Genomic DNA, 11,827 nt, shown 5'->3' on the forward strand with positions numbered 1-11,827 from the left:
CCGCGTCCGCGAATCCCCGCCCGCTTCACTCCCCGAAGTCGACGAATGTCCCGAACCGGATGTCGTGCCCGTCGGCACCGCCCGCCGAGGGTGCCATGACGCAGAGCATCCGTGCCGCCTCCTCCGCGACCGCGTCGCGCTCCGCCCGGCTCAGGGCGCCGAGCGGCTGCACGGTGAGGGCGGCCCGGCCGGCCCCGTCGCCCAGCCGCCAGACCGCCGCGAGGAACCCGTCGACGAGCACCGTCCCGTACGCCTGGTTGCCGTTCCCGTTGCGCCCCCGGTACTGCGGCGGGATCACCCGGGTACGGTCCGCGTGGCCGAGGAGCACATTGTCGAACTCGGGCAGGAAGCGCGGCGGGGCCGGGGTGTCCGGGTCCGGGCGCGGGGCGTCCGGCAGGTCGAAGAGTTCGACCCCGTTCTCGTCCCGGAAGGCGGCCAGCCGCGGCCGCAGCCGCTCGAAGACCTCCCGCAGCCGGGTCAGCCCGGCCCAGGTCTGCATGTCCCGCACCGAGGCCGGCCCGAAGGCGCCGAGGTAGCGCAGCACCGCGGCCTCGGGCGCGGCGGCCGGCTGCGACGGGGCACCGAGCCAGTGCTCGGCGGTGGTCAGCGCGACCTGGCCGCTCCTGCCCCACACCCCGCGAGGGGTCACCTGGACCAGTGGCAGCAGACAGCGGGCGGCCACACCCAGGGACTGCGGGTCCGCGTCGGGCCACTCGGCGAGCAGCGCCTCGCGGATCTCCTTGGGCGTACGGGGCCGCTCCTCGACGAACTGCCTGCCGAGAGACCTGAGCCGGTCCCGGTCCACCCCGACGAGCCCCTTGCGGAAGGTGTTGAGCTCCCGGTCGCGGGCCGGCTGGACCAGTGGGCGCAGGGTGAGCGCGTCGGCGGCGGTGTGCAGGTGGATGGTGGAGCGCAGGGTGACGATGCGGACCGCCTCGCGGGACTCCATCAGCCCGGCGAGCTCGGCCGGGTCGAAGCCTTCGAGGCGGGCGCAGAGCTGGTAGTAGGGCGGTCTGACGTTCTGCGCCTGGAGGCCGACCAGGTGCTCCACGGCGTCCTTCGCGGACATCGCGGCGCGGCGCAGCAGCAGCTGACGCTCCAGTGTGGCGCGGTTCAGCGCGCGCGGGGAGAGCACGGCGGGTGCGGCGGCGTTCTTCCTGACAACCATGGGTGCACGCTACGCGGCCTTGCGGACAGCTTCGGTCCTCTTCCGGGATCGAGCGCCGTCCGTGACCCGCCATGCCGCCGTGCCGCGGGACCCGGGATCGGCGGGCTGCCGCCCGCATCATGGTCCGGTGATCAGTGTCCTGTTCGCCGTCCTCACCGCGCTCAGCAATGGCGCCGCCTCCGTGCTCCAGCGCCGTGCCGCCCGCACCGTCCCCGACAGCGAGGCGATGCGCCTGTCGCTGATCGGACACCTGGTGCGCCAGCGGCTGTGGCTCGCCGGGATCGGCCTGGTGATCGTCGCGGCCGTCTGCCAGGCGGTGGCACTGGCCACCGGGCCGATCGCCGTGGTCCAGCCGATCTTCGTGATCGAGCTGCCCGCCACGCTGCTGATGGCCGCGTTCGTGATGCGCGTCCGGCTGCCCCGGCGGGTCTGGTACGGGGTGGCGGCCGTGACGCTCGGGCTGGCCCTGGGCATGGCCTCGGCGGCCCCCGGCGGCGGCAGTACGGGCGTGCACGGAGTTGCCTGGATCCCCGCGCTGATCCTGACCGGGCTCTTCGAGGCGGCGCTGATCGGCGCGGCCCTGGGCAGCCGGGGCAACCCCCGGGGCGCGCTGCTCGGCCTCGCCGCCGCGTGCGGGTACGCCCTGACGGCCGCGCTCATGAAGGACGCGATGGCCCGGCTCGAAGGGGGCGGCGGGGCGGCGGCGCTCCTGACCTCCTGGCAGCTGTACGCCACGGCGGTGGCCGGGGTGGGCGCCCTGTTCCTCCTCCAGAACGCCCTCCAGGCGGGCACGCTGGTCGCCGTGCAGCCGATGCTGACCCTCGGGGACGCGCTGATCAGTGTGGTGTACGGGGTGACGCTGTTCGGCGAGGAGCTGCGTACCGGGTGGTGGGTGCTGCCGGAGCTGGTCGCGCTCGTCCTGATCACGGCGGGCTGTGCCGAGCTGGCCCGCTCCCCGCTGGCGGCCGGAAACGCGGCGCCGCCCGCGCCCCGGGTCAGATGAGCGGGCCGCCGGCGTCCCGGCCCCGGGCGGCGGTGTTTGCTCCCGACCGGGTCGCGCCGCCCGGCCGCTCGGGGCTATTCTCCGGTCGGGCCATGTGTGGTGTACGGGCAAGGGGCCCGGTTCTTTTCTGGGGGTCGGTGTGGTTTCTGGTCGTGTTGTGCGGTTCGACGGAACTCGGGGTTACGGCTTCATCGCACCCGATCACGGGGGTGAGGACGTCTTCCTCCATGTGAACGACATGCTGATCCCCGAGTCCTACGTGCATACGGGTACGGCGGTCGAGTTCGAGATCGAGGACGGGGACCGGGGGCTGAAGGCGTCGTCCGTCCGGCTCGCCGAGGGGCCCGACGGGAAGCCGCTGACTCCGCCGAGGCCCGTGGCCGTCTCCGCTTCGGGGGTGCCCGACGACGACGCCCTGTGCGATGTGCTCAGCGCCGCCGAGTACACCAGGGACGTGACCGATGTGCTGCTGGAGTCCGCACCTTCACTGACGGGTGCTCAGATCCTGCAGATCCGGCGCGGGTTGCTCCAGTTCGCCAAGAACCACGGCTGGACCGAGGGCTGACCGGCGCGGGGGTTCAGCCGCTCGGCTCCCGCACCACCAGCGGGGTGCCGAGCACCTGGTGTCCGCCGGTGGCCAGCATGCGCACCTCGCCCTGGTCGCTGATCTCCGCGCGCACGATCCCGGTCTCGTCCTCGTAGATCGGGAAGCCGCCCGCCCCCGACTGTGCCGTGCGCCGGACGGTCACCGTGTCGTCCTCCACCGCGGACGCCTGAAATACCAACTGGTAGCTCTCCGGGTAATCCATGACCGTTCTCCGTTGCGGATGGGGCAGGGCATGTTCCGCCCGCATCTTCCATGGTCCCTCCGACCGGCCCTCGGCGCCCGAGCAGCGGCCCTCCCCGGCCGGAGACCGTTATCCTGAAGCCATACGGGCGGTTCGACAGCACTCGGGTGCATACCGCAGTAATGATCCCCTTTTCTCCCGAGCCGTGTGCACGGCATGCACGCCCGGGATCCCCTGATTCGGGAAGGGACAACGCCATGATGGATGCCGACAGGGGGGACGATGTCTACCAGCCCCAGCAGCCGGAGGCCTCGGACCTCGCCGAGCAGCTCGACATCGAGGACACCCTTGACGACCGGCAGCTGACCGACGCGCTCGACGAGGGCTACTCCCCGCCCGAGCGGCCGTGGGCGGTGGAGGACCGGGGCACCACGGCCGCCGAACAGCACGACGGCGAGTCGCTGGAGGGCCGCCTGGCCCGCGAACTGCCCGAGTCCTCCGACAGCGTCGGCGACGGCCTCGGGGACCTGCCCGGCGGCGACGGCGAGCTCTGGGACGCGGAGGTCGGCACGGTGCGCGCCGGCCGGCTCACCCGGCAGCTGGACATCGACGAGCCGGACACCATGGCGGGCGAGGACGTGGGGATCGACGGGGCCGCGGCGTCGGCGGAGGAAGCCGCCATGCACGTGGTGTCGGACGGCCGGATCTGAGACGGCGCCTCTCCCCGCCCCGGCCGCGCGGGCCATTACCCCGGAGGTAATCGACGCCCTGCGCGCCTTCGGACATCGTGTTCCTCACCAGCACACAAGGGCCCGGCCAGGGAGCCGGGACGCGAGGAGAGGGCAGCACGATGACCGCATACGACGAGGCCGTTCAGCGCTACTTCGCCGCCTGGAACGCGGCCACCGACGAGGAGTTGGCGAAGGCCGTCGCGGCCGCCTTCACCGAGGACGCCACGTACACCGACCCGCTGGCCGATGTGCGTGGCCACGAGGAGCTCACGGCCGCCGTCGACGGCGCCCATCAGCAGTTCCCCGGCTTCGAGTTCCGGCTCTCCGGCACACCGGACGGACACCACGACATCGTGCGCTTCGGCTGGGAGCTGGTCTCCACCGCCGACGGCTCGGCGCCGGTCGCCGGTTTCGATGTGATCACCCTCGCCGACGACGGGCGCATCACCTCGGTCAGCGGCTTCCTCGACCGGGTGCCCGGCGCCTGAGCGTCAGGCCGGCTCGTCGAGGAACCTGCCGCCCTCCAGCAGGGTCTTGAGCGTCGAGAGGATCATGATCCAGCCGCCGCTCACACCTTCCAGCATCCTGCTGTCGGCGCTGTCGAACCCGTCGTGGGTGAGGGTCAGCTTGATGCCCATCTCGGGTTCCTCGGCCGGCTCGATGTCGAAGGCGACCTTCGACCGCTCCCGGACGGCCCGCTCCCACTCCTCGTCCGAGGCGAAGTCGAACATCTGGCGGTGCATGGGCTGGAGGGTGTGCCAGGTGTACGCGAGCCGCTTGCCGGGGGCCGCTTCCAGGACCCGCTGACCGGTCTCCTCGAACTCGCCGTCCGGGTCCATCTTCCAGCGGACCGGCGCCCCGGTCTCCCAGCTCGATTCGGGGCCGTAACCGCCCATGTAGACCTTGATCGACTGGGGGTCGGTCAACGCCTGATAGAGCTTCTCGGCGGTGGTCTGGATGTAGATGACGTAGACGAACTCGGGCTTGCCCATGACCGTTCCTTCCGGAGTCCCTCTCCCGGACTCCACCGTAGGCAGCCGGGCAGTGTCCGTCGAACGGAGCGACACCCGGCGGGGCCAACCGGGCCTACGGGGTGTCGGCGAAGTCCCGGCCGGCCGGTGTGCGCGGGGTCCGCGACTGCGCCGGGAGCGCGGCGAGGCCGGGGGCCGGCTCCAGCGGGCGGTCCGTGAAGAAGCGGGCCGCGAGGTCCGCGACGTCGTCCGGACGCTCCAGGACCACCCAGTGGTCGGACTCCCCGATCGTGGCGAACCTGCTGCCCTCGATCGTGGCCGCGAAGGCACGCTGCCGCTCCGGCGAGGTCACCGTGTCGTGCTCGCCCGCGAAGACCAGGGCCGGTACGCCGGCCAGCCCGCCGGAGAAGTCCGGGCGGTGCCCCAGCGCCCGGTGCAGCGACCGGGCGGCGTGCGGGGAGTGGGTGAGGGCGTACAGGAACGAGCGCCTCACATAACGTCGCGCCAACTCGCCGCGGTGCACCTTGCGTTCGGGGTCCTGGCACATCAGCACCCCGGCGGCCAGTCCGGCCAGCCCCTCCAGGTCACCGGTCTCCAGCCGGTCGACGGCGCGGCCCCACCGGTTCCGCTGCTCTTCGGTGATGTGGGCGGGCACCCCGCCGAGCATCAGCCGGGCGATCCGGCCGGGATGCTGCTGTGCGCAGCCGAAGGCGATCGAGGTGCCGTAGGAGAACCCGAAGAGGTTGGCCCTCGGCACGTTCAGATCGTCGATGATCCCGGTGACGGCGGCGTGCAGCACGTCGTCGCCCGCACCGGGCGGAAGCGGGTCCGCGTCGCCCATGCCGGGCAGGTCTGCGGTGACCACGGAGGTGAGCGGGCCGAGGTGGTCGTCCATCTGCGGCCAGCCGTACATGCCCTGGAGCGCGCCGCCGAGGATGACGACCGGTTCGGTGCGCGGCGAGGGCTGCCTCAGGACCCGGTAGCCGTAGCGCAGCCCTTCCACCGTCAGGGTCCGGATGATCTCGTCGGCCATGGTGGTTCGCCTGCCTCTTGGGTTTCCGGGTCAGGCCCTGGTGAGAACGAGTGCGGCGTTGTGTCCGCCGAAACCGAGCGAGGTCTTGACGGCCGCGTCGAACGTTCCAGGCCGGGCCTCCTTGCTCACCACTTCGACGGGGATCGCGGGGTCCGGCGAGTCGAGATTCACCGTGGGCGGTACGAGCCGGTGTTCCAGCGCCAGCACGGTCAGTGCGGTCTCGATGCCGCCGGCGGCTCCCAGCGTGTGTCCGGTCATCGCCTTCGTCGAGGTGACCAGGGGGTGTTCGCCGAGGACCCGGTGCAGCATCGTTCCCTCGATGAGGTCGTTGGAGACGGTCGAGGTTCCGTGGGCGTTGACATGGCCGATGTCCCGGGCCACGACTCCGGCGTCCGCGAGCGCGAAGCGCAGCGCCCGCTCGATGCCCAGGCCCTCGGGGTCCGGGGCGACGGCGGAGTGGGCGTCGCTGGAGGCGCCGTAGCCGGCGATGTGCGCGCGGACGGTGGCGCCGCGGGCCAGGGCGTGTTCCGGACGCTCCAGTACCAGGAGCCCGGCGCCCTCGCCGACCACGAAGCCGTCCCGGTGGGTGTCGAAGGGGCGGCAGGCCGCCTCGGGGTCGTCGCGCCGGGTGGAGACGGCCTTGAGCTGGCAGGCGCTGGCGATCAGCAGCCGGGAGCAGACCGATTCGGCGCCCCCCGCGATGACGATGTCGCACGCCCCGGTGCGGAGCATCTGGTGGGCGGTGCCGATGGCGACGGTGCCGGAGGAGCAGGCGGTGGAGACGGCCTGGCTCGGGCCGAGGGCGCCGAGGTCGGTGGCGACGCTGCTGGCCGCGCCGTTGACGACGGTGAGCGGGGCGAGCTTCGGGGAGACCCGGCGTGCGCCGCGTTCCATGAGGGTGGTGTGCTGCTCGTCGTAGAAGGGCAGTCCGCCGTGGGCGGAGCCGATGACCACGGCGACCCGTCCGCCGTCCCAGACCGAGGGGTCGAGTCCGGCGTCGGCGACGGCCTCGCGGGCGGCGATGACGGCCAGTTGCGAGAAGCGGTCCATCAGCCGCGCGGTCGCCACTCCGAGCAGTGCCCGGGGGTCGAGGCCGGTGATGGTGTACATGAAGTCGCAGGGCAGGTCGCGGAGTTCGGACCGGTGCGGCACCGACGGGGCGGTCGACGCCTCGCACACCGTGCGCCAGGTCGCTTCGGCCCCGATGCCCGCGGCGGTGACCATGCCGATCCCGGTGACGGCGGCGGCGAACGGCTCGGGGCGGTACGGGCGGCCCGTCACGCGGCTGCCTTGCGGTGCACCACGTCGACGAGCCTGCCGATGGTGTCCCGCGAGGTCAGCTCGACATCGTCCAGGTCGACGCCCATCCGGTCCTCGATGATCAGCCGCAGCTCCTCCAACGCCAGTGAGTCGAGGCAGAGGTGACGGAGCGACACCTCGGGCCGGATTTCGAGCGGATCGGTGCCGAAGTTCGCCACCAGCAAGGTGCTGATCTCTTCTGCCGTGCTCATGCGGCGCTCCTGCGTTCTCGTACGCGGTGACGCCCTGCCGCGTGAGGTGTGAGTGCCATCGGGGGGACGCCGGCTGGTCTCCGGAGGAACCATTTATACGCCTTCGCGAAGGTGAAGCCGGTCCGCGTTCCCCCGTGCGGTGGGCTGCTGTCCAGGTGTGCGATTTCGGTGGTTCACGGCGACCGGCCCCGAGGGTCCGCGGCGGCCGCCACGACGGCGGGAGCGAACCAGCCCGGCCCCCTGCCTCGGGCCCGGCCGGCGGGCCTCCCGCGGCCGGTGCGCGGCCCGTACACTCCGCGATCATGACGATCGACACGCCCCCCGCCGACGGGCCCGCGCTCTTCCCGACGATGTCCACCATGCGCGCGATGCGCCGTCTGAAGCCGGAACCGGTGCCGGACGAGACACTGGAGCAGCTCATACAGGCCGCCGTCTGGGGCCCCAGCGGCGGCAACATGCAGTGTTACGAGTACGTCGTGGTGACCGACCGCGAGGTGATGGCCCGTCTGGCCCCGCTGTGGAAGCGGTGCGTGGACGCCTATCTGGCGACGACCGGGAAGTACGCCCCGAAGGGCATGGACGACGCGGCGTACGGCCGGATGGTCGCCGCGATCGAGTACCAGCGCGACCACTTCGCCGACACCCCGGCGCTGATCGTGCCCTGTTACCGGTTCCCGGAGCCGCGGCTGGACGAGGAGGGGCTGCTGGCCTCCGCGCAGGCGCTCGGTCCGGCCGCGACCGAGCGGATGGTGAGCACCCGGACACGCTTCCAGGCGCTCGCCGAGGGCTCCTGTGTCTACCCGGGCGTGCAGAACATCCTGCTCGCCGCGCGGGCCCTGGGGCTCGCGGCGAACATCACCATCTGGCACCTGATGCTGGAGCAGGAATGGAAGGAGGCCCTGGGCATCCCCGAGGACATGCACACCTACGCCGCCATTCCGGTCGGATGGCCGCGGGGCAACTTCGGCCCGGTGCGGCGCCGCCCGGTGGCCGATGTCATCCACCGCGACCGCTGGTAGGGCGGCCCCGCCGACGTCCTGCCCGGTGACGGTCCGTCCGTTCGCCGGGCAGGCCGTCGGCTTCCGCATCAACTCCGTTGGAGTGAACGGCAGTTCGACACGCCAGGCAAATGATTGTCATGCCCTGAACCGATGGATACGCTGAGCGGGCTTCACGGCCCTCGGCCCACCCCACTCGGCCCGGGGGCCGTCCTCTTTCCCCCCACCGAGCAGGAGCAGGTATGCCCAGCCGCGCCGCCGCCCACACAAAGGGCCGCGCATCCGTCCTGGCGGCCCTCACCGCCACCGTCCTGACCGTGACCGGCACGCCGGCCTTCGCCGCTCCGGACGACGGCCACCCGATGGACCGGGCGTTCGCGCGGGCCGCCGCGCGGTTCGACGTACCGCGCGATCTGCTCGCCGCCGTCGGTTACGGCGAGACCCGGCTCGACGGCCACTCCGGGCGCCCCAGCCAGGCGGGCGGCTTCGGCGTGATGCACCTGGTGAGCAACCCCACGAACCGGACGCTGGAGCGGGCCGCCGCCCTCACCGGCAAGCCGCTCGCCGAGCTGCGCACCGACACCGGGGCCAACATCATGGGCGGCGCGGCGGTGCTGCGCGGCTACGCGGACAAGCTCGGCCTCGACGCCCGGGACCGCGACGACATCGACGCCTGGTACCCGGCCGTCGCCCGGTACGGCGGTGCGCGCGGCCCCGCCGCCGCCCTCTACGCCGACACCGTCTACACCTTCCTGGCCGCCGGGCTCGACGCGGTCGTCCCCGGCGGCGAACGGATCTCGGTGACGAGCCGTCCGGTGGCCCCGCACAAGGGTGCGCTCGCCGCCTCCGACGTACGCACCCAGAGCCCCGACTACCCGTCCGCGCTGTGGGTGCCCGCCGACCCGAACAACTTCGCGGCGGGCCGCTCGGCGAAGATCGACAAGGTGGTCGTCCACGTCACGCAGGGCTCGTACGCGGGCTCGATCAGCTGGTTCCAGAACCCGGCCGCGGAGGTGAGCGCCCACTACGTGGTGCGCTCCTCGGACGGCGAGATCACCCAGACGGTGCGCGACAGCGACACCGCGTACCACGCCAAGAGCGCCAACGCCTCGGCGCTCGGCATCGAGCACGAGGGGTTCATCGACGACCCGTCCTGGTTCACGGACACGATGTACCGCTCGTCCGCGGCCCTGACCAAGTCGTTGTGCGACCGCTACGGGATCCCCAAGGACCGGGCACACATCATCGGGCACAGCGAGGCGCCGGGCAACGACCACACCGATCCCGGGCCCTACTGGGACTGGAACCGCTACATGGAGCTGGTCGGCGGGGCCGCCGGCGGCGGCAAGGGCGCCGACGGGCTGAGCTTCACCTCGTACGCGACCCAGCAGAGCGGCTCGACGGGCGCCCAGGTCAAGGCGGTCCAGACGCTGCTGAACGACCAGGGCTACTCCGCGGGGGCCGTGGACGGCAGCTTCGGGCCGGCCACGAGGACCGCGGTGACCGCGTACCAGGCGGCCCGCGGGCTGAACGCCGACGGTGTGGTGGACGCCAGGACCTGGACCGCGCTGCTGTCGGCCGGCGCTACACCGAGCCTCCGGCAGGGCGCCTCGGGCGACGAGGTCAAGCGGCTCCAGCGCGCGCTGACCGCCGCGCTCGGCTCGACGGTGGGCGTCGACGGCAGTTTCGGCCCGGCGACCGTGACGGCGGTGCGCGACTACCAGACGAGCCGGGGCCTGACGGCCGACGGCTTGGTGGGTCCTGGCACCTGGACGGCGCTGCAGACGGGCCGCTGACGGCCGTCCGCGCAGGTGGGGCGGGGCGGTGCCGGTACGGCCGCCCCGCCCCGCGCACACCCCCGCCACGCCGACGGCCCTGTTCCCCGGGAGCCATGTCACGTTCAAGTAACCTGCCGGAAACCCTTGACGTTTCTCCTGGCGCGTTCTTAACCTCACTGCGTAGTTCGCATTCCTTGCAGTTCACGTGCTGCGGCGCTTTCCGCAGTGTTTTGACAGGCACAGACATAGACCACCTGTCGGTGGTTTCGTCATGCCTGTTTTTTTGTGCTCCCCGTGCCGCCGATGGGTCTTCCTCGAAGGCGGATTCATGGCACAACGTCCGAGCGTCAAAGGCGTCGCCGACGTCGTTGCGCTCATCGATGGGCTGGGAAAGATCACCGGCCGGGCGCAGGTCATCTGGTTTCTCGTGTTCGGCGGGCTGTTCCTCGACGCCTACTCGAACGCCGCGCTGAGCGCCGGTCTGGGGCCGATGACGTCCCAGATGGAGCTCACCAGCACGCAGGTCTCGATCCTCACGGCCACCGCTCCGGCCCTGGCGATCATCTTCAACCCGGTCGGCGGCTGGCTCGCCACCCGGATCGGCCGCGTCCCCCCGCTGCTCATCGCCAAGGTGTTCGCGATCGCGGGCGCCCTGCTGGCCGCCTTCGCCGGTGACTTCACCGTGGTCTGGCTCGGCCGGGTCCTGGTGGGTGTCGCCTACGGCATCGACTTCGCAGTCGCCATGGCGCTGCTGGCCGAGTACACGCCCGCGAAGCTGGGCGGTCGGCTGAACCTGTGGCAGGCCGTCTGGTACGTCGCCACCACCAGCAATCTCGCGCTCGCCCTGGTCTTCTTCAACCTGGACGTCGGCGCGGACATCTGGCGCTGGTCGGTCGGCTCGGCCGCGGTCGTCGCCGTCGCCCTGCTGCTGGGCCAGTGGCTGATGCTGCGGGAGAGTCCCACCTGGCTGGCGAGCAAGGGCCGGCTGGACGAGGCCGTGGTCAACCTGGACCGGATCTACGGCATCGAGGCCGTCGCCGGGAAGCCGGACGAGGCGACTCGCGCCGCCACCGAGGCGCCCGCCATCGGCTTCCGTCAGGCCGGGGTGCTCTTCAAGGGCGAGTACCTGCCGCGGACGGTCCTCTCCTCGGTCATCTCGCTCGGGCAGTCGATGCAGTACTTCGCGGTCGGCTGGTACCTCCCGCTGATCAGCCTGACGATCTTCGGCGAGAGCTTCGAGAAGGCCACGATCGGCTCGATGGTCTTCAACGCCTTCGGCATCGCGGGCGGTCTGCTCTCCGCGTACTTCGGCCGCCGGCTCGGGCTGCGGCTCAGCTCCGCCGCCGGTTTCGCCGGGGTGTTCGTGGCGCTGCTCGCGATGGGTCTGACCTTCGAGAAGGTGCCCACCGCCGTGGCGTTCCTGCTGCCGGTGCTGTTCATCCTCTGCCACTCCGCGGGCCCCGGCGCCAACGGCAAGTCCATCGCCGCGCTCTCGTACAGCAGCGACGTCCGGGCGCTCGGCACCGGTGTCACCGGGATGGTCGGCAGCTTCGGCAGTGTCGTCGGGCTGTACGTCTTCCCGCAGATCAAGGACTCCCTCGGGCTCGCCGACACCTTCCTGGTGCTCTCCGTCGTGCCGCTGCTCGGCCTGATCACCTGTCTGGCGATCAAGTGGGACCCGACGAAGGCCGCCTCCCCCGACGAGGCCGCCGGGCAGGACCGGGGTGCCCGCTCCGCGCCGGCCGGTTCACCGGAATCCGCCGGGTCCGTGACCGCGCGCTGACCGGCCGCCGGGCCCGTCGCACCACACGATGGTCCCCTCCCTTCCCCTCCCCCGTTTCCTCGC

The 11,827-nt window shown here is 72.0% G+C and carries 13 protein-coding genes; 7 read left to right on the forward strand and 6 right to left on the reverse strand.

The window, feature by feature from the left end; all coding sequences use genetic code 11:
• Positions 1 to 25: 25 nt before the first annotated feature.
• On the reverse strand, positions 26 to 1,168 hold the full coding sequence (locus ABZ622_RS16625; RefSeq protein WP_360543671.1) for a winged helix DNA-binding domain-containing protein: 1,143 nt from the start codon (positions 1,166 to 1,168) through the stop codon (positions 26 to 28).
• A gap of 127 nt (positions 1,169 to 1,295) precedes the next feature.
• Between ABZ622_RS16625 and ABZ622_RS16630 the strand changes: the two genes are divergently transcribed.
• Both ABZ622_RS16630 and ABZ622_RS16635 read left to right on the forward strand, forming a co-directional pair.
• A complete protein-coding gene (locus tag ABZ622_RS16630) occupies positions 1,296 to 2,171 on the forward strand; it encodes a DMT family transporter (RefSeq protein WP_360543673.1) in 876 nt (291 codons plus the stop codon).
• 139 nt (positions 2,172 to 2,310) lie between these two features.
• Positions 2,311 to 2,736 (forward strand): cold shock domain-containing protein, encoded by a 426-nt coding sequence (locus tag ABZ622_RS16635; protein ID WP_360543675.1) that lies wholly within the window; start codon positions 2,311 to 2,313, stop codon positions 2,734 to 2,736.
• Between the two features lie 13 nt (positions 2,737 to 2,749).
• Here the strand turns inward: ABZ622_RS16635 and ABZ622_RS16640 are convergent, their stop codons facing one another.
• Positions 2,750 to 2,980: a DUF6296 family protein gene (locus ABZ622_RS16640; protein ID WP_360543677.1), complete on the reverse strand. Its 231-nt coding sequence runs from the start codon at positions 2,978 to 2,980 to the stop codon at positions 2,750 to 2,752.
• Positions 2,981 to 3,216: 236 nt separating this feature from the next.
• Here ABZ622_RS16640 and ABZ622_RS16645 point away from each other — a divergent pair, with 236 nt between their 5' ends.
• Complete coding sequence (locus ABZ622_RS16645; protein ID WP_360543679.1) at positions 3,217 to 3,669, forward strand: DUF5709 domain-containing protein; 453 nt, start codon at positions 3,217 to 3,219, stop codon at positions 3,667 to 3,669.
• A 140-nt stretch (positions 3,670 to 3,809) separates the two neighbouring features.
• Positions 3,810 to 4,178, forward strand: a complete 369-nt coding sequence (locus tag ABZ622_RS16650; RefSeq protein ID WP_360543681.1) for a nuclear transport factor 2 family protein — start codon at positions 3,810 to 3,812, stop codon at positions 4,176 to 4,178.
• A 3-nt stretch (positions 4,179 to 4,181) separates the two neighbouring features.
• On the opposite strand, the gene ABZ622_RS16655 is transcribed toward ABZ622_RS16650, so the two are convergent.
• The 4 genes from ABZ622_RS16655 to ABZ622_RS16670 form a co-directional block, all read right to left on the reverse strand.
• Entirely contained in the window at positions 4,182 to 4,682 is a 501-nt protein-coding gene (locus ABZ622_RS16655) for an SRPBCC domain-containing protein (RefSeq protein WP_360543683.1), read from the reverse strand.
• 94 nt (positions 4,683 to 4,776) lie between these two features.
• Entirely contained in the window at positions 4,777 to 5,694 is a 918-nt protein-coding gene (locus tag ABZ622_RS16660) for an alpha/beta hydrolase (protein WP_360543685.1), read from the reverse strand.
• A 30-nt stretch (positions 5,695 to 5,724) separates the two neighbouring features.
• Positions 5,725 to 6,975, reverse strand: coding sequence for a beta-ketoacyl-[acyl-carrier-protein] synthase family protein (locus ABZ622_RS16665; RefSeq protein ID WP_360543687.1), 1,251 nt, complete (start codon positions 6,973 to 6,975; stop codon positions 5,725 to 5,727).
• Positions 6,972 to 7,205 (reverse strand): acyl carrier protein, encoded by a 234-nt coding sequence (locus tag ABZ622_RS16670; protein ID WP_360543689.1) that lies wholly within the window; start codon positions 7,203 to 7,205, stop codon positions 6,972 to 6,974. The genes ABZ622_RS16665 and ABZ622_RS16670 overlap by 4 nt, the downstream gene beginning before the upstream one ends.
• 302 nt (positions 7,206 to 7,507) lie before the next feature.
• Here ABZ622_RS16670 and ABZ622_RS16675 point away from each other — a divergent pair, with 302 nt between their 5' ends.
• The 3 genes from ABZ622_RS16675 (at position 7,508) to ABZ622_RS16685 (ending at position 11,764) form a co-directional block, all read left to right on the forward strand.
• On the forward strand, positions 7,508 to 8,224 hold the full coding sequence (locus ABZ622_RS16675) for a nitroreductase family protein (RefSeq protein ID WP_360543691.1): 717 nt from the start codon (positions 7,508 to 7,510) through the stop codon (positions 8,222 to 8,224).
• A gap of 221 nt (positions 8,225 to 8,445) precedes the next feature.
• Positions 8,446 to 9,999, forward strand: a complete 1,554-nt coding sequence (locus ABZ622_RS16680; RefSeq protein WP_360543693.1) for an N-acetylmuramoyl-L-alanine amidase — start codon at positions 8,446 to 8,448, stop codon at positions 9,997 to 9,999.
• 310 nt (positions 10,000 to 10,309) lie between these two features.
• Entirely contained in the window at positions 10,310 to 11,764 is a 1,455-nt protein-coding gene (locus ABZ622_RS16685; RefSeq protein WP_360543695.1) for an MFS transporter, read from the forward strand.
• Positions 11,765 to 11,827: the final 63 nt, after the last annotated feature.

Origin of the sequence: Streptomyces sp. NPDC007164 (assembly GCF_040634135.1) — a bacterium.
Classification (GTDB): Bacteria; Actinomycetota; Actinomycetes; order Streptomycetales; family Streptomycetaceae; genus Streptomyces; species Streptomyces sanglieri.